Genomic DNA, 20,612 nt, shown 5'->3' with positions numbered 1-20,612 from the left:
TCTATGACGAACTGAGTTGATCCTTCTGAATCTGTAAGATTTTTTGATGCAAGTTTTGTACCTCTACCTCTAATTTCTGAAGACTTCCCTGGTTTTCAATCACTACATTGGCATGCTTCAGGCGCTCTTCTCGGCTAGCCTGAGCCGCCAGAATTCTTGCAACCTCTTCTTCGGATAAATTGCTGCGCTGCATCACTCTTTGAATTTGGGTCTCTTTGGGGCAGTCCACGACGACTAGACAATCAATCAGATTCTTCCAGGATCCAGACTCAATGAGCAAGGGCACAACGAAGACGAGGTATGGTGCACCGTCTTTATTTAACTGCAAGGCTTGCCTAGTAGTTTCTTGGCGTATCAGTGGGTGGGTAATTGTTTCTAGGGATTTTCTGGCTTCCGGACTAGTAAACACTAAGGAGCGCATCTTGTCTCTATTAAGTGCGCCATCAGCTCCGATAAAGTCTGGACCAAATTGTTTCGCAATCAGTGAGATTGCAGCCCCATTAGGCGCGGTAATTTGGTGGGCAATGAGGTCTGTGTCAACGATGCCGGCACCAAGCTTGGCCAGCAAGTCACTGACTACAGTTTTTCCAGAGCCAATGCCTCCGGTTAAGCCAATCAGGGGTATGTGCCCCTTTAGTGCGCTTAGGTCGGATTGCTCAGTAGTAGATTTTGTAGCAACTGTGGCCATAACAACTCAATGATGCCAGCAAAGATCAGAAATGGTCCAAAAGGAAATGGCGACCTATGATTTTTTTTATTGAGTCTGAGCCAGAGGATGCCACCAAGGATTCCAGAGGCTGATGCTATGAATAGGATGCCGGGCAGGGCGCTCCAACCGAGCCAGGCACCTAGAGCACCTAAGAGCTTGGCGTCACCCATGCCAATGCCATCTTCCTTCTTCATGTATCGATATAGGTGATTCAATAGCCATAACAATAAATAGCCCAATAGCGCACCAAGGATAGATTCTTGAGGGCCTACAAATGCTAGGTTTGAGAAACCATTAAAACAAAGGCCTACAAAAATGAGTGGCAAAGTAATGAGATCAGGCAATCGAAAAGTACGTAAATCAATGAAGGCTAAATAAGCCAATACCAAAATTAGCAAAAGCCGAATCAGGTCAATGACTGCCAAAGAGCTCATTACACAATCTGCCCTAGATTAAAGATTGGAAGATATAGGATTATGACAAGACTGCCAATAATAATTCCAACAAAAATGATCAGCAAGGGTTCTAAGCTTTGACTTAAGGTATTAAGGCGGTTACTGAGTTGAGAGCCTAGAGTATTTGCTCGTTTGCCCAGCATCTGGGGAAGGGATCCACTTTCCGCAGCGATTCGTAATAATTGTAAAGTTTCAAGATCAAATAAGACCTGTTTAGGGTCAGCGCGAATCAGTGCGTCACCCAGTGGCCATCCCCTAGTAAGGTGCTTGAAGACTTCTGCACTGAGGTCATGGCTAAGCCAATGATTGGAGGATTGCGCAGTCACACGAAGTGCATCGGGAAGTGCTAAGCCTGAGTCCAATAAATGTCCCAAAGTTCTGCACCAGTAGGTCAGTGTTGCCAGGCGAAATAATTTACCTAGCATCGGAATGCAAAAACTCAGTCGATCACATTTTTTCTGTAAGCGGGGCATTTTGAGCCAGCAGAGTAGCAATATCCCAGCGCTACTTATTAGAAGCGCCGTTATTTCCAGGAAAAAACGTTCAATGACGGTAGATATCTGAATGAGCGCTTTGGTAGGCGCTGGCAACTCAGCCTGAAAGTGGGCAAAGACATCTTTAAATACTGGCACAACCCAAATCATCATCACCAGAATCAGCAGAAAGGAGCTGGCAAGTGTGATGATGGGGTAGCTCAAAGCTTGTTGGACCTTACGCTGTAATTCAATTTGAGCCTCAAGTTGCCGGCAAATGGTTTGTAGTGCCAGCTCAATATTTCCGGTGCGCTCACTGACTCTAATGAGATTAATAAATTCCGCAGAAAACTGGCTTCTCTGTGCTAGCAAGGCTTGAGACAGGCTTTCTCCTTGCCTCAACAGAGTTCGCAAATTACTCAAACAGCGTTGCCAATGTTTTGGACTAGTTACAAGAATGAGCTCTATAGCATTTAGCAGTGGAAGCCCAACAGTTAAAAGTGATAAGAGCTGCTGCGCAAATGTGAGTTGATCCGATTTTCTTAGTGCCATGTGCCGACCTCAGTCTGTAGATCGACCTCTTGAATCAAACCCGCTTTGACATATTGAAGACCAGCCTCATACATGTTTGAATACTTTAAAGACGGATTAAATAAATGCGATGCGCTTAATACTTCATGTACCCCAATGCGACCATAGCTACCAACTCCTTTACAGGTAAGGCATGGGCTAACTTCTTTTATGTCACAAGCCAGACATTGCCGACATATCCTTCGTACCAAGCGTTGTGAGCTCACGCTACGCAAGCAAGATTCAAGAGACTCTTGGTCAATTCCTAAACTTTTTAATCTAGTTAATGCACCTCTAGCATTGCGAGTATGAAGTGTGCTCAAGACAAGATGCCCAGTTTGCGCTGCTTGTATAGCAAGTTGGGCAGTGGCACTATCTCGAATTTCACCAATCATGATGACGTCTGGATCTTGCCGCAACAGGGCGCGGATAATTGTTGGAAAATCTAAGCCTGAGCGAGGGTGATACGCCACTTGATTCACGCCAGGTAGGCGAATTTCAATCGGATCCTCTATAGAGCAAAGATTGCGATGACTTTTATTTAGGGTACGTAAACAGCTGTAGAGGGTTCTGGTCTTACCGCTACCAGTAGGGCCGGTTACCAATATCAAACCATTGACCTGGTTCAGAGCATTTTGAAATATTGCTAATTGTTCTGGGAGTAAGCCAACTTGTTCGATAGCAAGATCGTTGATGCAATTGGGCAAAATTCGAACAACTGCTTTTTCACCATGCAGAGTAGGAAGGATCGAAACTCGGCAATCAATATTAGGTTTAGAAAAATCAGGACCAATTAAGAGTCGGCCATCTTGTGGCAGGCGTTTTTCAGCAATATCAAGACGCGCTAGTATCTTGATGCGAGTAATTAGTCGTTCATGAAGCTCAATTTCAAATTGCGCTTGTACTTGCAGCAAGCCATCTACCCGAATGCGGACTAAAGTAGCTTGTGGTCCAGCTTCAATATGAATATCACTCGCCCTAGATTCCAGCGCATTAACTGCGATTTCATGCCAGGTGCGAATAATGAGTGAGTCATCATGAGTGCCGCTCAATCTTGCTCTTGAGTGCCTGAGGGTCGATAGAGCTTGACGGTCTTTACGCCCTGCTCATCAAATTGGACAATCTCCATTACGATGCCTGCAATTCGTAGGCTGACATCATGATCCGGTATTGCCTCGAGCTTATCTAGGATCAGACCATTAAGGGTACGAGGACCATCCAAGGGTAGATTGAGATTTAGTAAACGATTGAGATCTCTTAGAGATGCAGTGCCGCTAGCCAGATAGGTGCCATTCACTAACCATTGGGGATCAGTTGAAAGATTAGAAAAAGAGGTTGTGAATTCGCCAATGAGTTCTTCCACTATGTCTTCAAAGGTTACGAGACCAAGAACTTCACCATATTCATTGACGACCAGACTTAAGCGTTGTTGATTATCTTGAAAGAACTGCATTTGTTGTAGAACTGGCGTTCCACTTGGAATAAAATAGGGTTCATTTAATAAGGATTTAAAGTCTTCATGTTTTAAGTCCGTATCACCCAATAGTGACAAGGCCTTCTTGACGGAAAGGATGCCCACAATGCGCTCAGAATCACCATCACAGACAGGTAACTTATTGTGATAGCAGGTTTCTAGCTGTTGAATCACTTCTTCAATCGGTCGCGAGAGATCCAGAATTTCAATCTTCGACCTTGGAGTCATCACATCGTCAACTGTAATATTTTCTAGGTTAAATAGGTTTAGCAAAATATTACGATGATGGTTTGATACAAAGCGGTTGGATTCCAGCACCAAGCTACGCAATTCTTCTTTACTCATGGTTCTGCTATCTGAGGAAGATTGCAGCCCCAAGATCTTCATCAGGCCTGATACAAAGCTATTAATAAACCACAGCAAGGGTTTTAGTAAAAAGCTCAGCGGCAGAATGAACCAACCGACTCGAGAAGCAATCTTTTCTGGAAAGGCTGCCCCTATCACTTTTGGGGTGATTTCACTAAAAATAATAATCAGCAAAGCAACTACTAAAGTTGCGATAGAAAGTACAAGTCCGCTATCACCAAAGATATGCAGGGCAATGCCAGTCACTAGGATTGGCAGAATGGTGTTGATGAGGTTATTGGAAATTAAGAGCACTGATAAAAGCGAATCAATGCGCTTGAGGAGTCGCTCTGCTAAAGCAGCCCCTTTATTGCCAGCTCCAGCCATGGCAAGAAGGCGATGGCGATTTGATGACAGCATGCTGGTTTCGGCCATTGAGAAAAAGCCAGAAAGAGCCAGTAAAAAGACGACTAGAGCAACTTGGCTATAAAAAGGCCAATCGTCAAAAAAGGTGTCCATGGGGGCTGCCTGCAAAAAGTAAGGATGAATCAATATAGCAAAGTGGCATTTCACATGCTATAGATATGAAAGAAAGTAGTGTCGTCTTCAGTGTTTAATTATGTGAGAATCACTACTAATGGCCCCAGTTAAAAAACAAGCTTTCTCAGATAGCGCTCAATATTGCGTCATTGCAGCCCCTTTTGGAAGATTGGGTATTTTGACTGAGCTGGTTGATGGCAGTTTGATGTTATCTAGAATTGATTACCTGCCCACTTCCGCCAGCTTAGTGAGCCCTAAAAACCAATTAGCAAGAGAGGCCGAAAAGCAGTTCAAAGCCTACTTTCGGAATGCGCATCATCAGCTTGATCTGCCGTTAAAGCCATTAGGAACCGAGCATCAGCAAAGGGTGTGGAGAAGCATTCAGGCCATACCAGTTGGCAAAACCAAAACCTATGGCGAGATTGCAAAAAAGCTTAAGAGCGGTCCGCGTGCAGTGGGAACGGCATGTGGTGCTAATCCCTATCCCTTAATCGCACCGTGTCACCGAGTCGTTTCTGCACAAGGGATTGGGGGTTTTATGAAGGAAAATGCGCCGGGTTTATATCGCCAAATCAAATTATGGCTTTTAATCCACGAGGGCGCGCTGTAATCTCAGATTGCTTTTCTGAGAGCTGTGGAAAATGTATTAAAAAAGATCTGCATGAGCGCATCACTTTTTACTGCAAATTGAGTGAAGGTGTAAAAAGCCATTACCGTCTTTCTAGAGAGCTTCACCTCATCTTGATTACTAAATTCTTCGCGTTTGGCAATCTGTGAAAGCGTCATTACTGCTAAGCCAAAGGCCAAGAAGCAAAAACGCCGCATTCCGAGCTCTTCTTTTGGAATGAGAAGAATGTAGCTTAGGGAGTCTTGGAGTTTTTGATAGGAAATCTTTAAAAGCCCTTTTTGACTGATATCAGCAGGCTTCCAAGATACGCCACGTGCGTGATCTTCGGGTGAATCTTTCAAAATATTGGTCATTTGTAGGGCTTGACCAAAGGCAAGAGCGAGTTCATCGTGACCCTTGATGTTTTTTGCAAATGCAGCCGAGTGATTGCTAAAAATAGTGGTTAGAAGTTCTCCCACTACGCCCGCAACAACATAACAATATTTCTCAAACTCACCTAAGTCTTTTAGACCTGCCTGAGTTTGTTTGCCATGAAAATAAGACATACCTTCTGACATGATCGAGATACAGCGACTGACTGCCGCCTGATCATCCTGAGAGCAAGTATGCAAAATTCGTAAAACGGTTGGGGTGTGGGCAATCAGATCTAACTCATCTTGATTGCCGTAATGATTTAGGGCCTTTAGGCAGGGCTCTACAAAAGACTCAACGGACGCCTTCCCCAGGACTGCATCTAAAAATAATTGAGAAAGATTTTGCTTGGTCTCCGGACTCAAATCTGCTGCATCTTCAATAGTGTCAACAATTCGGCAAAGCAAATACGTATTACCCACCACTTTTGCAATCATGGGGGGTAAAAGCGGGATAGTAAGAGCAAAGGTGCGGGAGACTGAGCCCAAAATAGCTTTTTGATAAGCCATATCTGTGCTCGGGTTTCCGCTAAGGCTCATTTGAGATAGGTTCACCCTTGGATTATGTCAGAGTGGCGTGCCCTAAATTAGTACAAATTCCCTTACTAGTAAAAGTGACATGGCCATATAATTTCACCAAATTATGTAAGGAGAAATAGGGCGTGCTCATTTGGTTCGTCATCATTTATTGGCTTATATCCATTGGCATTGGATTATGGGCTGCCTTACGGGTTAAAAATACCGCTGACTTTGCTGCTGCTGGCCATAGCCTTCCGCTGCCAATTGTTACGGCAACTGTTTTTGCTACTTGGTTTGGTTCCGAAACAGTTTTAGGTGTGCCTGCTACTTTTTTAAAAGAGGGTTTAGGTGGCGTCGTTGCCGACCCTTTCGGCTCTTCCATGTGTTTAATTTTAGTTGGCCTCTTTTTTGCGCGCCATCTCTATAACCGCCGCATGCTTACCATTGGCGATTTCTTTCGTGAAAAGTATGGACGCACCGTTGAAGTATTGGTGACACTTTGTATTGTGGTCTCTTATTTAGGTTGGGTTGCTGCACAAATTAAAGCTTTAGGTCTCGTATTTAATGTGGTGTCTGATGGCGGCATCTCTCAGACGGGTGGCATGATTATTGGTGCTGGCAGTGTGTTGATTTACACCTTATTTGGCGGTATGTGGTCGGTTGCGATTACCGACTTTATTCAAATGATCATTATCGTGATTGGTATGCTCTATATCGGCGGAGAGATGGCTGGGCAAACTGGTGGAGTTGCTGTCGTCATTGAGCATGCAGCTGCCGCAGGGCAATTTAGTAACTTCTGGCCAGATATGAATCTGGCTTCCATATTGGGTTTTGTTGCTGCTTTATGCACCATGATGCTTGGCTCAATTCCTCAGCAGGATGTTTTTCAACGCATCACCTCCTCTAAGAACGTCAACATTGCTGTACAGGCGGCAATCTTAGGTGGTGTCCTTTACTTTATTTTTGCTTTTGTGCCAATGTATTTGGCGTATTCGGCAACACTGATTAGTCCAGATTTAGTGAAGCAGTATTTGCATACTGATCCACAGATGATTCTGCCAAAATTGATTCTGAATCATGCACCATTACTTGCGCAGGTGATGTTCTTTGGAGCTCTGCTATCGGCAATTAAGAGTTGCGCTAGTGCAACGTTGCTCGCCCCGTCGGTAACGTTTGCAGAAAATATTGTGAGAGGATTTTTTAAACACTTAACTGACCAAGAGTTGCTAAAAATCATGCGTATCACTGTCTTATGTTTTTCTGTAGTGGTTACTTTCTTTGCTATTAATTCTCAGCTATCGATTTTCAAGATGGTTGAGAGTGCGTATAAGGTAACCTTAGTTGCAGCATTTGTGCCTCTAGCATTTGGGGTGTACTGGCCAAAAGCAAATTCTTTGGGTGGTCTGCTGTCGGTAGTCTGCGGTCTGGCCGTATGGATCAGTTGCGAAATTTTGGCGCCAAATGCTATTTTGCCGCCACAGTTAGCGGGCTTATTGGCTAGCATTATGGGGATGGTCTTAGGCAGCCATGTCTCTAAAGATCTACTTAAGCCAGTCTAAATTCTCTTTTGCCTAAATATTAGGCAATCAAATGTGTTGTGCCACAAAATATTCTCATCTAATATTTAACTAATACAAAATTTATTTATTCTTATAAGGTTCCTATGAAAATCTGTGTAATTGGCGGCGGTGGCGCAATTGGCGGCTACCTCGCTGTCATGTTGGCGCGAGCTGGCAATGAAGTAACCGTTGTAGCACGCGGCGCAACTTTAGCGGCAATCAAGGAACGTGGCTTGGCATTAATCATGGACGACCAGCCAGAGCCTTTGGTAGCTGAAGTGAAGGCAGTTGAAAAAATTAGAGACGTTGAAGCCCCAGACGTAGTGATGTTAGCGGTTAAGGCACATCAAGTTGAGCCGATTATTGATGACTTAGCAGCCATCATGGGCCCAGAGACTATTTTAATTCCGATGCAAAATGGTATTCCTTGGTGGTATTTCCAAAAGCTCGGCGGTGAGTATCAAGATCATTCGGTTGAGACAGTTGATGCAGGTGGCGTAGCCAAGAATGCGATTAACCCAAGCAATATTATTGGTTGCGTTGTTTACCCTGCAACCTTTACTCAAGCGCCCGGTGTGATTCGTCACGTAGAGGGAAATCGTTTCCCGTTGGGTGAGTTGGATGGTAAGCCTACAGAGCGGATTCAGAAGATATCAGAGATGATGGGCGCAGCTGGATTTAAGTCACCTATTTTGGAAGACATTCGTTCAGAGATTTGGCTTAAGTTGTGGGGCAACATGACTTTTAATCCAATCAGCGCTCTAACGCATGGAACTTTGGAAGGCATTTGCCAATATCCATTGACTAAAGAATTAGCACGCAACATGATGGCTGAAGCGCAAACTGTTGCAGAAAAGTTGGGTGTCACCTTCCGGGTTGATATTGAGCGTCGTATTGCAGGCGCTGAAAAAGTGGGTAGGCATAAGACTTCGATGTTGCAAGACTTAGAGGCTGGTCGCAGCTTAGAGATCGATGCGCTGTTGGGCTCCGCGATTGAGTTGGGTAAGATTACGCAAACACCAACACCTTGTTTGAATGCTGTCTTTGCTTTGACAAAGTATTTGGATGAAAACGTGCAGGCCTCTAAAGGCAGCTTGGCCTTGCCATCTGTTTCAGGTTATTAAGTAACAAAAAAATACGTAGTCAATTTTCAGCATTAAAAAAGCCTTGCTACTCAATATAGCAAGGCTTTTTGTTGAAAGGATGGCGGTATTATTCGAAGCGATTATCGAGGCGACCAACACCATCTATGATGATGCTGACATTGCTACCAGGTTTCATTGAGCCAACCCCCACTGAGGTGCCACAAGCGATGATGTCACCTGCCTGCAGCGGAACATCTTGCGAAATTAGGCTGACTAATTTTGCTGGCGGGAAAATCATATCTGCAATCGGATAGTTTTGACGCTCTTGATCATTGAGAATGGTCTTAATAATTAATTTGTTTGGATCTACACCGGTAGTGATGTAAGGGCCAAAGACACCAAAGGTATTGAAGCTCTTGGAGCGTGTCCATTGCGCATAACCTGGATCACGGTTGAGTATTTCAATAGCGGTGACATCATTAATGCAGGTGTAACCAAAAATCGCTTTTGCAGCTTCAGCTTCGTCAGCTTCATGGACGTGCTTGCCAATTACGATTCCAAGCTCACCCTCATAAACCACTTTGCCAGAGTAGGACTTAGGTGTACGAACAATTTGATTGGCGGCTAAAAAGGAGTTATTTCCTTTAAGGAAGTACAAAGGTTCGGCTGGTACTGCGTGCTCCAGTTTGGTAACAAGTGCATGGAAGTTATCCACCATTGCAACCATTTTTGATGGGATGCACGGGATATCAATCGTGACATCGGCTAATTTGAGGGTTTCACCCGTAGGTTTTGGATCTTTGAACAAGTCGCCCGAATAAACCGCGATTTGCTCGCCCTGCAACTGTCCCAAACCACTTTTCCCTTGATGCTGAAATCTAAGCCAATGAGCCATAATGAGTTCCTGTGAAGTTAATATTTGATAGGCAATATCTTACAGGGATCAACTGATGTCTAAGGCTTCTGAGCTTACTTTTGCACCAGAATTGGATCAGCCCATTCGCTATATTGAGCGTACCCGAAGTTATTACCTGGGCTTGGGCTATGAGAACCCTTATATCTGGGCACATTACATTGAAGCGCCATTTACAGCACTGCAAAAACCATTAAATCAATCTGTGTTGGGCCTCATTACAACCGCTGTTCCTTATGACCCCAATAAAGGTCTTCAAGGCCCAGGTGCGTCTTACAACGCTACCGCAAAGTTTTACCAGCCTTATCAAAACTCTGTGGATGCTGATATCGATTTAAGAATTGCTCACGTAGGTATTGATCGTAAAAATGCCAATATGGAAGATAGTGCTTGTTGGTTTCCCTTAGCGATATCCAAACAAGCAGTTCAGACTAGAAGAGTGAAAGCGCTGTCACCGAATTTTTATGGTTTACCGACGAATCGTAGCCAGCGGCATACTTTAGAAATAGATGCACCACTCATTTTGGAAATGTTGCGTGCTGACAAAGTGGATGTCGCAGTTTTAATTCCGAATTGCCCGATATGTCATCAGAGTCAAAGTTTGTTAGCACGGTATCTAGAGGCAAACGGTATTTCTACGGTTGTGATGGGCGCTGCAAAAGATATTGTTGAATATTGCGGAGTACCAAGATTCTTGTTTAGTGATTTCCCTCTGGGAAATGCCGCAGCAAAGCCTAATGATCTTGATTCTCAGGCGCTGAACTTTGAGTTAGCACTATGTCTTTTAGAATCGGCCTCTACACCGCGCACGACTGTGCAGTCACCATTGATCTGGTCTGCAGACCCCTCATGGAAATTGGATTACTCAAATCTGGAAAGATTATCTGCGCAAGAAATTTCACGCTTGAGGGAAGAGGCAGAGCAGGTACGTATCACTGCACGCGATTTGAGAATGAAAAGTATCGGAAATTAATTTCTTTTAAGTCTGGCGAGCGAGAGAGTACTCACACAAGGCGTGCAATGCTGATGTGGCGTCGTTAGCTGGGAAATCTTGAATACATGCTAAAGCCAAGTCTGCTTCACGTTTGGCCGCAGCTTGGGTGTAATCTAAAGCACCAGAAGTTTGAACGGCATTCAAAATTTGTATAAATACGTCATCTGGCAAATCTTGATTTTGTTGAATAGCTGCCCGCACTAAAAGACGCTCTTCATTGCTGCCATTTTCTAGCAAGTAAATGAGAGGTAATGTCGGCTTACCTTCACGTAAATCATCACCAGCATTCTTGCCCATCTGCGCTGCATTGGCGGTGTAATCTAATAGATCATCCATGAGTTGGAATGCGGTACCAATGTGGCGACCAAATGCCGCAGCCTGTTCGCACTGCACATCTGTTGCGTTAGCCAACATTGCGCCCAGCTCGGTTGATGCTTCAAAAAGTTTGGCAGTTTTGTAGCGAATCACTTGCAAGTAGCTTGCTTCATCTACCTCCGGGTCATTCATATTGAGCAACTGCAAGACTTCACCCTCCGCAATCGTATTGGTAGCATCCGACAGAATCTGCATAACGCGCAGGTCATTTGGGCCAATCATCATCTGGAAGGCTCTGGAGTAGAGGAAATCCCCCACGAGAACGCTGGCTGCATTGCCAAAAGCGGCATTTGCGGTTTCTCGACCCCTTCGGAGGGTGGACTCATCAACGACATCATCATGAAGGAGGGTGGCTGTATGGATAAATTCAACTACAGCTGCCATTTCTAGGGTGTGCGGGGTTTCTTTGCCACTACTGAGGGCTTTGGCTACCAGCATTAATAGGGCTGGGCGAACCCGCTTCCCACCAGCCTGAATGATATAGGTGGAAATTTGGTCAATTAAGGCAACTTTTGAAGCTAATCGAAGGCGAATCACCCCATCTAAAGCCTTGAAATCTAGGGCAATTGGGGCCAGGATTTGGCTCAGGTCATTGGTTTTGACAGTGCTCATCATGCAAGATATAATAATGGGCTTAGCTCATCCAGGGTGGATTAGCTTAAATGTAGATATTAATTGAGGTTTCAAACCATGTACGCGGTCATAAAAACCGGTGGCAAACAGTATAAAGTTGCCGCAGGTGAAAAATTGAAAATAGAACAGATACCAGCGGAAATCGGCAGCGAAATCACTCTTGACCAGGTCCTCGCCGTTGGCGAAGGCGCTTCACTGAAATTAGGTGATCCATTGGTTAATGGTGCAGCTGTGATGGCCACTGTCGTCTCCCAAGGACGTCACGATAAAGTGACAATCTTTAAGATGCGCCGTCGCAAGCATTATCAAAAGCACCAAGGCCATCGTCAGAATTTCACTGAAATTTTGATCAATACGATTAAAGCCTAATTCAGGGTAGGAGAAAGATATGGCACAGAAAAAAGGCGGCGGCTCGACACGAAACGGCCGCGACTCAGAATCGAAACGCCTAGGCGTTAAGGTATTCGGCGGCGAGCAAATTAATGCTGGCAGCATCATCATTCGTCAACGTGGCACAAAGGTTCATCCTGGTGTAAACGTTGGCATTGGTAAGGATCACACTTTGTTCGCCTTAATTGACGGTCAAGTGCAATTCGGAGTTAAGGGTGCTTTGAAGAAAGCCCAAGTTTCAGTTTTGCCGCGTTCATAAGGCGCCTGACTGAGACTCGTTTGATTCAGATTTATTCCGAATTTAACTCTTAGGAACAGGCCTCGCTAAGCGAGGCCTTTTTTATTCATGAAATTTATAGACGAAGCGCGTATTGAAGTCATAGCCGGCCAGGGTGGCGCCGGGAGTGCCTCTATGCGCCGTGAAAAGTTCATTGAATTTGGTGGACCCGACGGCGGCGACGGCGGTAAGGGTGGAAGCGTATGGGCTATAGCTGATCGCAACATTAACACCTTGATTGATTACCGTTACGCCAAAACACATACTGCAAAAAATGGTGAGCCTGGCCGCGGCGCTGATTGCTATGGTCGCGCAGGTGATGATATTGAATTGCGTATGCCAGTTGGCACGATCATTGCCGATTACGAAACGGGCGAGCCTATTGCTGACTTAACAACGCATGGCGAACGTCTCTGTCTTGCCCAAGGTGGCGTTGGTGGCTGGGGAAACATTCACTTCAAGAGCAGCACCAATAGAGCGCCACGTCAAAAAACAAACGGTAAGCCAGGTGAGCGCCGTAAGTTGAAATTGGAATTAAAGGTATTGGCTGACGTTGGTTTGCTGGGCATGCCTAATGCTGGTAAGTCTACTTTGATCACTGCAGTTTCTAATGCACGGCCAAAGATTGCTGATTACCCATTCACTACTTTGCACCCCAATTTGGGTGTAGTTCGTGTGGGGAGTGAGCGCAGTTTCGTGATTGCGGATATTCCGGGTTTGATTGAGGGTGCCGCTGAAGGTGCTGGCTTAGGCCATCGCTTCTTGCGCCATCTCCAGCGCACAGGTGTTCTCTTGCACTTGGTAGATATTGCACCTTTTGATGAGAATATTGACCCTGTGGCTGATGCCAATGCAATTGTGAATGAGCTGCGCAAGTACGATGAAGCCTTGGTTGAAAAACCACGTTGGTTGGTATTAAACAAAGTGGATATGATTCCCGAAGAGGATCGTCAAAAGGTAGTTGCAGACTTTGTGAAAAGGTTCAAGTGGAAAGGCCCAACATTTGAGATCTCCGCTTTGACTGGGCTTGGCTGCGATAAGCTTTGCTACGCACTGCAGGATTACTTAGATTCAGTGCGTCGTAATCGTGATGAGCAGGATGAGCGCGCTCAAGATCCTCGTTATAAAGACCAGCTTGAAGATAAAAAACTCGATTAAAGTATCTATTCAGATTACTCACTTTTTATGAATACTAAACACCCTAAACGTATCGTTGTGAAAGTAGGTTCTAGTCTTGTCACTAATAACGGTGAAGGTCTAGACCATGCTGCGATTGGGATGTGGGCTGAGCAAATGGCAGCCTTATTAAAATCTGGCCATGAAGTATTAATGGTGAGCTCAGGAGCTATTGCTGAAGGCATGCAGCGTTTGGGATGGACTAAGCGCCCACAAGAAATTCATCAACTTCAGGCGGCAGCTGCAATTGGTCAAATGGGCTTAGTGCAGGTTTATGAGAGTTGTTTTGCACGCTTTAATTTACATAGCGCACAGATCTTATTGACTAATGCTGACTTAGCAAACGTAGAGCGTAATGCGAATGCTAAGGCAACCCTAGAGACTTTGTTAAAACTAGGCGTTGTTCCAATCATTAATGAGAATGACACAGTAGTCACTGATGAAATCAAGTTTGGTGATAACGATAACCTTGCAGCCTTGGTAAGCAATTTAATTCAGGCAGATTTACTCGTGATTTTGACTGATCAAGGTGGTTTATATAGCGCTGATCCTCGTCATCATGCTGATGCAAGTTTGTTAAGCCATGCTATTGCAGGCGACCCTACTCTAGAGAAGATGGCTGGAGGAGCAGCTAGTGAGTTGAGTAAAGGCGGCATGTTAACTAAGGTACTGGCTGCAAAAATTGCCGGTCAAATGGGAGCATCTACTGTCATTGCATCTGGGCGCGAACCCAATGTGCTTACTCGTCTCTTAGTGGGGGAGAAAATTGGTACCTATTTATCCCCAGCTAACAAAAACTAGTTGCCAATTATTCCAGTGCTGCTTGGTTGAATGCCACCAATAAATTTATCGGGGTTTAAAGATCCCAAAATAGTATTCATACTTTTTTCTTGCTTACCTAAGCTGCAAAAAGCTCCTTGAGCCAAGGCTGCTTGATAGCGGTTGGGTACTTTGGTTTGAATTTCTCGCCAGCTAGATAAAGGATTTTCTCTCCAAGCATTGTTCTCAAAGGTTCCATAGAGACGCCACTGAAATGAGTCGCAAAGAATACCCTCGTATTGAGCCTGCTGCTCTCCACTTGGATTGGTTATGACTACGATGTAGCGTGTCACCCCGTCTTTACCGATCAGAATCGAGCCTGTGTCTACTGCAAATTTGAAGACTGTAGCTCGAGTAACATAGAAGGGTAAAAGGGTAGATTGATTTGGTGGATTTAAGGGCATTTTGGTTGTGCCCTCCTTAAATACCGAGGGAGCAAAAGGATCTAGTCCGCTTTCCATGGGGTCACCAGCACAAGCTATTAAGCCCGTTCCGATTAAAATGCTAAACGCATAGGCGCTTATTTTGCGTAAGATAGCACTCATTTTTCTTTATCCGATTTAGTAGGCTGTTCGTTTTGATCGTCATTGCCCGCATAAAAAGACTGAATGAAATCGAGCGGGGTTCCCCAAGCAAGTTCTTGCATTCGTAATCCCCTGGAAAGGTAGCGAGCTAGCTCTGAAAGAGCTAGCTCATAAACTTCGCGCTTGAAATCAATCACGCCATCCAATTGAATCCAAAAAGGGACCCAACGCCAGGCATCAAATTCTGGGTGATCTGAGGCGCGGAGCTGAATATCGCTATCTAAGCCTACTAGGCGCAAAAGAAACCAAATTTGTTTTTGACCGCGATAAGCGGTACGGTGGACGCGAGTGGCATGTTGACGGCGCAAGTATTCCTCAGGGACGTCATAACGAAGCCAATCCCTAGTCCGTCCAATAATTTGGACATGTTCCCGCAGCAAGCCAACTTCCTCATGCAATTCGCGGTACATGGCCTGCTCAGGGCTTTCACCATGCTGAATCCCACCCTGTGGGAACTGCCACGAATGCTGCCCAACGCGTTTTCCCCAGAAAACCTCGTTACGGCCATTAAGGAGGACAATGCCGACATTGGGGCGATACCCTTCACGGTCAAGCATGATCGTGCCTCAAATCCTTTAAAATCAATGATTTGATTATATCCATACATGAAAGCATCACAATCATTTCTCGCCACGCTAAAAGAAGCCCCCTCTGACGCAGAGGTGGTTTCGCACAAACTGATGGTGAGGGCAGGTTTAATTCGCAAGCTGAGTGCGGGTATTTATAACTATTTGCCGCTCGGTTTGAAAGTGATTCGTAAGGTCGAAAACATTATCCGAGAAGAAATGAATCGAGCTGGTGCGATTGAATTGCTCATGCCAATGATCCAACCTGCTGAATTGTGGCAAGAGACTGGCCGTTGGGAAAAGATGGGCCCTGAATTACTGCGCATCAAAGATCGCCACGATAGGGATTTTTTAATTCAGCCGACTTCTGAAGAAGTGATTACGGATTTAGCTCGCAACGAGATTAAGAGTTACAAACAGTTGCCAGTCAATTTCTATCAGATCCAAACCAAATTCCGTGATGAGCGTCGCCCGCGTTTTGGAATCATGCGCGGTCGTGAATTTAGCATGAAAGATGCTTACTCATTCGATCGCGATATTGAAGGTTTAAAGAAGTCTTATCAAGTTATGTTTGATGCTTACACGCGCATCTTTAATCGTATGGGGCTGAAGTTTCGTGCAGTCACGGCCGATAACGGTGCAATTGGCGGATCGGGCAGTCAAGAGTTTCATGTGATTGCAGATACTGGGGAAGATGCCATTGTGTATTGCCCAAATTCTGATTACGCCGCAAATTTAGAGGCAGCTGAATCTCTTGCATTGGTAGCAGCAAGAGCTGGAGCAACTGCCGCAATCGTTAAGGTGCCAACACCTGATAAGACAAATTGTGTAGATGTTGCAAAGTTCTTAAACATTCCTATTGAGCAGACTGTGAAGTCATTGTTGTTTGCAGCCGATCAAGAAAAAGGCCCTGCCAAACTTTTCATGTTATTAGTACGCGGCGACCATGAGCTCAATGAAGTGAAAGCAAGCAAGGTTCCTGGCATGGGTCAGTCGCGCTTTGCAACTGAGGCTGAGATTAAGCATGCATGCAATGCACCTGCAGGTTATTTGGGCCCAGTTGGCGTAAGCGCTGATGTGACTGTGGTGGCAGATCGCACAGTGGCTAATATGTCTGATTTTGTTTGTGGCGCAAATGATGCTGGGCACCATTTAACCGGCGTGAACTGGGGACGCGATTTACCAGAGTCCTTAGTCTTGGATATTCGTAATGCAGTAATGGGTGATCCATCTCCGGATGGCAAAGGTGTGTTGGATATTTGTCGTGGCATTGAGGTGGGTCACGTATTCCAATTGGGTACGCGTTATTCCGAAGCCATGGGCTGTACATACCTAGATCAACAAGGTAAAGCGCAGCCAATGGTGATGGGTTGCTACGGTATTGGCGTGACGCGCTTATTGGGTGCAGCTATCGAACAAGGACATGATGAGCGCGGCATTATTTGGCCAATCTCAATGGCGCCATTTGAAGTCGTCATTTGCCCGATGGGTTACGACAAGTCTGAAGCAGTAAAAGTAGCTTGTGATCAATTACATGACGAATTACTCGCTGCTGGTATCGATGTGATTTTGGATGATCGCAATGAGCGTCCAGGCGCAATGTTTGCTGATTGGGAGCTGATTGGCGCACCATTCCGCGTGGTGATCGGTGATCGTGGCTTAGTAGATTCTCAAGTGGAATTTAAAGGCCGCACAGATGCTGAATCACAAAATATCCCGCTAGCCGATATCAAATCAAAAGTAATTGCTGCTGTTCAAGTAGCCAAGAAACTCGTTTCTTAATTATTTCTTAAAGAGCCCGCCAATGCCCTTGGCGGCTCCTTTTGCGGCCATACCTGCCATAGCGCGCGCCATCTTTCCGCCTTTGAATTGTTTCATCATAGTTTGCATTTGTTCAAACTGTGCCAGTAGACGATTGACTTCTTGTACTTCTACACCAGCACCTGCAGCAATACGTCGTTTGCGACTGGCCTTGAGTAATTCAGGTTTACTGCGTTCGCACGGGGTCATGCTATCGATAATTCCCCGCATGCGCGTCGTTTGTTTATCTGCATTGCTAAGATTTGTTTTAGAGGCTGCTTGAGCAACCTGGTTTGGTAGCTTATCCATCAAGCTCGCCATGCCACCCATCTTTTGCATTTGCATCAGTTGGTCACGAAAATCTCCAAGATCAAATCCGCCTTTAGAAATCTTCGTTGCCAATTTCTCAGTCTGAGCAACATCAACGTGTTGTTGAGCCTGCTCAACTAAAGCCAGAATATCGCCCATTCCCAAAATACGATTGGCCATACGCTGTGCATCAAAGGCTTCAAGCCCATCCATTTTTTCAGCCACACCAATAAATTTGAGCGGCACACCAGTCACTTGGTGAACAGAAAGGGCAGCACCACCGCGAGAGTCACCATCAAGCTTAGTGAGAATGACACCAGTCAGCGGAAGCGCTTCATGAAAGGCTTTGGCGGTATTAACGGCATCTTGACCTAGCATGGCATCAACCACAAACAGTGTTTCAATGGGGTTTAGGCTCGCATGCAAGGTTTTAATTTCTTGCATGAGCGCTTCGTCAATACCTAAGCGACCAGCGGTATCAACCAATACAACATCAAAATAATGACGGCGTGCCCAATCTAGGGCGGCAAGTGCAATGTCATTGGGTTTTTGATTAACGTTACTTGGGAAAAATTCTGCACCAACCTGTTTAGTAACAGTTTCAAGCTGTTCAATAGCAGCAGGGCGATAGACGTCACAAGAAACAGTCAGAACCTTCTTTTTCTTTTTCTCTTGAAGCCATTTGGCTAATTTACCAACTGAGGTAGTTTTACCAGCACCCTGTAAGCCTGCCATCAAAATCACTGCCGGAGGCTGGGTTGCTAAGTTGAGTTCACCGCTTTGATTCGTGTCGCCCATCATGACTTGGACAAGCTCACGCTGGACTACGCCAACCAGAGCTTGTCCTGGGCTCAGGCTGCCAACCACTTCCTCACCAAGGGCTTTAAATTTAATTTGCTCGAGCAAGGATTTCACTACTGGCAGTGCTACGTCAGCCTCCAACAAGGCTAGGCGGATCTCCCGCAGCATTTCAGCGGTGTTGGCTTCAGTGAGGCGGGCTTGGCCCCGCATTGTTTTAACAACGCGTGATAGGCGGTCGGTGAGATTCTCTAGCATTTATCGATTAGACTTTCCATATGGATATTTTAGGTTACTCAAGTTTCGGCTGGCTTCCCCCAGCCCTTTATTTACTTTTGTTGCTCTTTTTGAGTCAGAGAGCTAGGGCCGGTAAGGAATCCGCCCTCTCCGCTGGGGTGATGCAGGCATGTATTTTTGTGATTTTGATACTTCACGGTATTGAATTACATGATTCTGTCTTTACACCCGCAGGTTTCGTCTTTGGGTTTGCACAGGACCTATCCTTGATTGCTTGGGTAGGTTTAGCCTTTTATTGGTTCCAATCCTGGTTTTTGCCAATCGCCAGCTTACTTTGGATGTCAATATTATTTGCTTTGGTTTGCTCTCTGCTTCCGATCTTTTTTCCAGGGGTATTAATTTCACCGGTGGCTGTTTCGGATCCCTGGTTCAAGGCGCACTTTATTGTCGCAACTATTTCAGTGGGTTTATTAAGCCTAGCGGCTATGCAGGCAATGTTAATGAGTGTTTATGACCGTGCCTTGCACCGTCAATTAGCGATTGTCCCCAATAGTCGTCTCGCGCATTGGTTAGAAGATTTGCCACCCCTGATGATGATGGAAGGTCTGCTATTCAATTTGTTGTATGTTGGTTTTGCACTCTTAACGATGACCATTTTCTCCGGTCTTTTCTTTTCTCAAGTTTTATTTGGCAAGCCTTTTGTGTTTGATCATAAAACGATTTTTGCACTCGTCTCCTGGGTATTGTTCGCTGGTTTACTCATCGCTCGTTGGTGGGTTGGTTTACGAGGTTGGGCTGCAATACGTTGGGTATTGAGTGCTTATGTTGTTTTGCTACTTGCTTATGTTGGCAGTCGGTTTGTATTGGAAGTGGTTCTTCAGAGAGCATGATCCTTGCTTAAGTGGCTTTTACTATTTGTCGGAGCAGCCCTTTTTTATTTTTGGCTTAAGGGAAAAAAGCAGGCGAAATTCGATCGGCAGAAATCAAACAATTCCAGCTCTAATCAGGCTCAGACCCTAGCGGAGCCAGCGGCAATGGTGCAGTGTCAATATTGCAAAGTACACCTGCCACAACCGGATGCCATCAGCAATGATGGTCGGTTTTATTGTTCAAAAGACCATTTAAGTTTATTGGACGAGCAAGGCTGGATTGGCGCCGCAGCTTGGCGTATTTCTCCAAACAAAGATGCAAGGCCAGATGAAGTAAAGCCTGACTTAGTCGTGATTCATCATATTAGTTTGCCGCCCAGTGAATTTAAAAGGCAGGCATCTAGTCAGCACATTGTGAATTTTTTCCAAAACACATTAGATCCAAATGTACATCCCTATTTTTCCCAGATCGCAAATCAAAAAGTTTCTAGCCATTTTTTCATTACCCGTACAGGAGAATTAATCCAGTTTGTCTCCACTCGAGATCGGGCGTGGCATGCTGGTGTATCGAATTTTATGGGCAGAGAAAGATGTAATGATTTTTCAATTGGCGTTGAATTAGAGGGTGACAGCGACACGCCATTTGAGGGCATTCAATACCAATCTTTGGCAAAGCTTATTCAGAAATTGGGACTTGCATACCCTAACTTGCAATTTGCAGGGCATAGCGATATCGCTCCAGATCGAAAAACGGACCCTGGAAAATATTTTGATTGGGAAAAGTTCCAAAAAGAGACAGGTATTTCGCAAGAAAAAATACCCTATGGATTGGTTTCTCGGTAGGCCAAATCTTTGTATGTGAGCATACGCTCACTTTTTTAGCCTTTAACTAAAAAGGGCTAAAAAATCGGCACCAAAATGACCCCGAAATTAGAGTAAAAATTACTACCAATACTTATCAGTATTTGTCAGAAAAAACTTACCAAATATTAAATATTTCCCTATACTTAGTACCCAATGCGCTTCAAAACACTAGATGTAGTGTTTGATTGCAGCAATACCCCTTTGTTTTTTAACGATATTTTGTCCAAATAACTATATATAA

At 45.0% G+C, this 20,612-nt stretch carries 22 protein-coding genes; 11 read left to right on the top strand and 11 right to left on the bottom strand.

The features are described from left to right. Position 1 precedes the first annotated feature (1 nt). The 5 genes from coaE to ICN29_RS05490 are packed head-to-tail and all read right to left on the bottom strand — an operon-like array spanning position 2 to position 4,545. On the bottom strand, positions 2–688 hold the full coding sequence (gene coaE / locus ICN29_RS05510; protein WP_216861474.1) for a dephospho-CoA kinase: 687 nt from the start codon (positions 686–688) through the stop codon (positions 2–4). Next, positions 643–1,143 carry a prepilin peptidase gene (locus ICN29_RS05505; RefSeq protein ID WP_216130490.1) on the bottom strand — a complete coding sequence of 167 codons (501 nt, stop codon included), beginning with the start codon at positions 1,141–1,143 and terminating at the stop codon, positions 643–645. Before ICN29_RS05505 ends, coaE begins: the two co-directional genes overlap by 46 nt. After that, positions 1,143–2,189, bottom strand: a complete 1,047-nt coding sequence (locus tag ICN29_RS05500; protein WP_216130488.1) for a type II secretion system F family protein — start codon at positions 2,187–2,189, stop codon at positions 1,143–1,145. Before ICN29_RS05500 ends, ICN29_RS05505 begins: the two co-directional genes overlap by 1 nt. After that, complete coding sequence (locus ICN29_RS05495; protein WP_216130486.1) at positions 2,180–3,259, bottom strand: GspE/PulE family protein; 1,080 nt, start codon at positions 3,257–3,259, stop codon at positions 2,180–2,182. Before ICN29_RS05495 ends, ICN29_RS05500 begins: the two co-directional genes overlap by 10 nt. After that, entirely contained in the window at positions 3,256–4,545 is a 1,290-nt protein-coding gene (locus tag ICN29_RS05490; protein ID WP_216130484.1) for an HlyC/CorC family transporter, read from the bottom strand. Before ICN29_RS05490 ends, ICN29_RS05495 begins: the two co-directional genes overlap by 4 nt. A gap of 118 nt (positions 4,546–4,663) precedes the next feature. Here ICN29_RS05490 and ICN29_RS05485 point away from each other — a divergent pair, with 118 nt between their 5' ends. Next, a complete protein-coding gene (locus tag ICN29_RS05485) occupies positions 4,664–5,176 on the top strand; it encodes a methylated-DNA--[protein]-cysteine S-methyltransferase (protein WP_216130482.1) in 513 nt (170 codons plus the stop codon). A gap of 2 nt (positions 5,177–5,178) precedes the next feature. Here the strand turns inward: ICN29_RS05485 and ICN29_RS05480 are convergent, their stop codons facing one another. Beyond that, complete coding sequence (locus tag ICN29_RS05480) at positions 5,179–6,114, bottom strand: squalene/phytoene synthase family protein (RefSeq protein WP_255538074.1); 936 nt, start codon at positions 6,112–6,114, stop codon at positions 5,179–5,181. A gap of 152 nt (positions 6,115–6,266) precedes the next feature. Between ICN29_RS05480 and ICN29_RS05475 the strand changes: the two genes are divergently transcribed. Continuing rightward, the gene (locus ICN29_RS05475) at positions 6,267–7,682 is read left to right on the top strand and encodes a high affinity choline transporter 1 (RefSeq protein ID WP_216130478.1); all 1,416 of its coding nucleotides are present in this window, start codon (positions 6,267–6,269) and stop codon (positions 7,680–7,682) included. Positions 7,683–7,786: 104 nt separating this feature from the next. Next, positions 7,787–8,806, top strand: a complete 1,020-nt coding sequence (locus tag ICN29_RS05470; RefSeq protein WP_216130476.1) for a 2-dehydropantoate 2-reductase — start codon at positions 7,787–7,789, stop codon at positions 8,804–8,806. A gap of 88 nt (positions 8,807–8,894) precedes the next feature. Here the strand turns inward: ICN29_RS05470 and ICN29_RS05465 are convergent, their stop codons facing one another. Then, the gene (locus ICN29_RS05465) at positions 8,895–9,662 is read right to left on the bottom strand and encodes a fumarylacetoacetate hydrolase family protein (RefSeq protein WP_216130474.1); all 768 of its coding nucleotides are present in this window, start codon (positions 9,660–9,662) and stop codon (positions 8,895–8,897) included. A gap of 55 nt (positions 9,663–9,717) precedes the next feature. Between ICN29_RS05465 and ICN29_RS05460 the strand changes: the two genes are divergently transcribed. After that, a complete protein-coding gene (locus tag ICN29_RS05460) occupies positions 9,718–10,653 on the top strand; it encodes a reductase (protein WP_216130472.1) in 936 nt (311 codons plus the stop codon). A gap of 6 nt (positions 10,654–10,659) precedes the next feature. Here ICN29_RS05460 and ICN29_RS05455 read toward each other — a convergent pair whose 3' ends face one another. After that, a complete protein-coding gene (locus tag ICN29_RS05455; protein ID WP_216130470.1) occupies positions 10,660–11,664 on the bottom strand; it encodes a polyprenyl synthetase family protein in 1,005 nt (334 codons plus the stop codon). 75 nt (positions 11,665–11,739) lie between these two features. On the opposite strand from ICN29_RS05455, the gene rplU reads away from it, so the two are divergent. From rplU to proB, 4 genes are all read left to right on the top strand, one after another. Continuing rightward, a complete protein-coding gene (rplU, locus tag ICN29_RS05450; protein WP_011902040.1) occupies positions 11,740–12,051 on the top strand; it encodes a 50S ribosomal protein L21 in 312 nt (103 codons plus the stop codon). Positions 12,052–12,070: 19 nt separating this feature from the next. Then, positions 12,071–12,331 carry a 50S ribosomal protein L27 gene (rpmA, locus tag ICN29_RS05445; protein ID WP_216130468.1) on the top strand — a complete coding sequence of 87 codons (261 nt, stop codon included), beginning with the start codon at positions 12,071–12,073 and terminating at the stop codon, positions 12,329–12,331. 87 nt (positions 12,332–12,418) lie between these two features. Next, positions 12,419–13,507, top strand: a complete 1,089-nt coding sequence (gene cgtA, locus ICN29_RS05440) for an Obg family GTPase CgtA (RefSeq protein WP_216130466.1) — start codon at positions 12,419–12,421, stop codon at positions 13,505–13,507. A gap of 27 nt (positions 13,508–13,534) precedes the next feature. Continuing rightward, on the top strand, positions 13,535–14,326 hold the full coding sequence (gene proB, locus ICN29_RS05435) for a glutamate 5-kinase (protein ID WP_216130464.1): 792 nt from the start codon (positions 13,535–13,537) through the stop codon (positions 14,324–14,326). Here the strand turns inward: proB and ICN29_RS05430 are convergent. Together ICN29_RS05430 and ICN29_RS05425 are read right to left on the bottom strand one after the other, a co-directional pair. Further along, positions 14,323–14,889, bottom strand: coding sequence for a CNP1-like family protein (locus ICN29_RS05430; protein WP_216130462.1), 567 nt, complete (start codon positions 14,887–14,889; stop codon positions 14,323–14,325). The genes proB and ICN29_RS05430 overlap by 4 nt on opposite strands. Beyond that, on the bottom strand, positions 14,886–15,485 hold the full coding sequence (locus tag ICN29_RS05425) for an RNA pyrophosphohydrolase (protein WP_216130460.1): 600 nt from the start codon (positions 15,483–15,485) through the stop codon (positions 14,886–14,888). The genes ICN29_RS05430 and ICN29_RS05425 overlap by 4 nt, the downstream gene beginning before the upstream one ends. A 48-nt stretch (positions 15,486–15,533) precedes the next feature. Between ICN29_RS05425 and ICN29_RS05420 the strand changes: the two genes are divergently transcribed. After that, positions 15,534–17,276 carry a proline--tRNA ligase gene (locus tag ICN29_RS05420; RefSeq protein WP_216130458.1) on the top strand — a complete coding sequence of 581 codons (1,743 nt, stop codon included), beginning with the start codon at positions 15,534–15,536 and terminating at the stop codon, positions 17,274–17,276. Here ICN29_RS05420 and ffh read toward each other — a convergent pair whose 3' ends face one another. Then, on the bottom strand, positions 17,277–18,659 hold the full coding sequence (ffh, locus tag ICN29_RS05415) for a signal recognition particle protein (protein ID WP_216130456.1): 1,383 nt from the start codon (positions 18,657–18,659) through the stop codon (positions 17,277–17,279). It abuts the gene before it with no gap. 20 nt (positions 18,660–18,679) lie between these two features. Here ffh and ICN29_RS05410 point away from each other — a divergent pair, with 20 nt between their 5' ends. Together ICN29_RS05410 and ampD are read left to right on the top strand one after the other, a co-directional pair. Beyond that, a complete protein-coding gene (locus ICN29_RS05410) occupies positions 18,680–19,528 on the top strand; it encodes a cytochrome C assembly family protein (protein WP_216130454.1) in 849 nt (282 codons plus the stop codon). 3 nt (positions 19,529–19,531) lie between these two features. Further along, on the top strand, positions 19,532–20,350 hold the full coding sequence (gene ampD / locus ICN29_RS05405) for a 1,6-anhydro-N-acetylmuramyl-L-alanine amidase AmpD (RefSeq protein ID WP_255538073.1): 819 nt from the start codon (positions 19,532–19,534) through the stop codon (positions 20,348–20,350). Positions 20,351–20,612: the final 262 nt, after the last annotated feature.

This window comes from Polynucleobacter nymphae (genome assembly GCF_018882155.1).
In the GTDB taxonomy this organism is placed as follows: Bacteria; Pseudomonadota; Gammaproteobacteria; order Burkholderiales; family Burkholderiaceae; genus Polynucleobacter; species Polynucleobacter nymphae.
The sequence above is the reverse complement of the archived record's forward strand: the minus strand, read 5'-3'. Positions and strand labels throughout refer to the sequence as shown.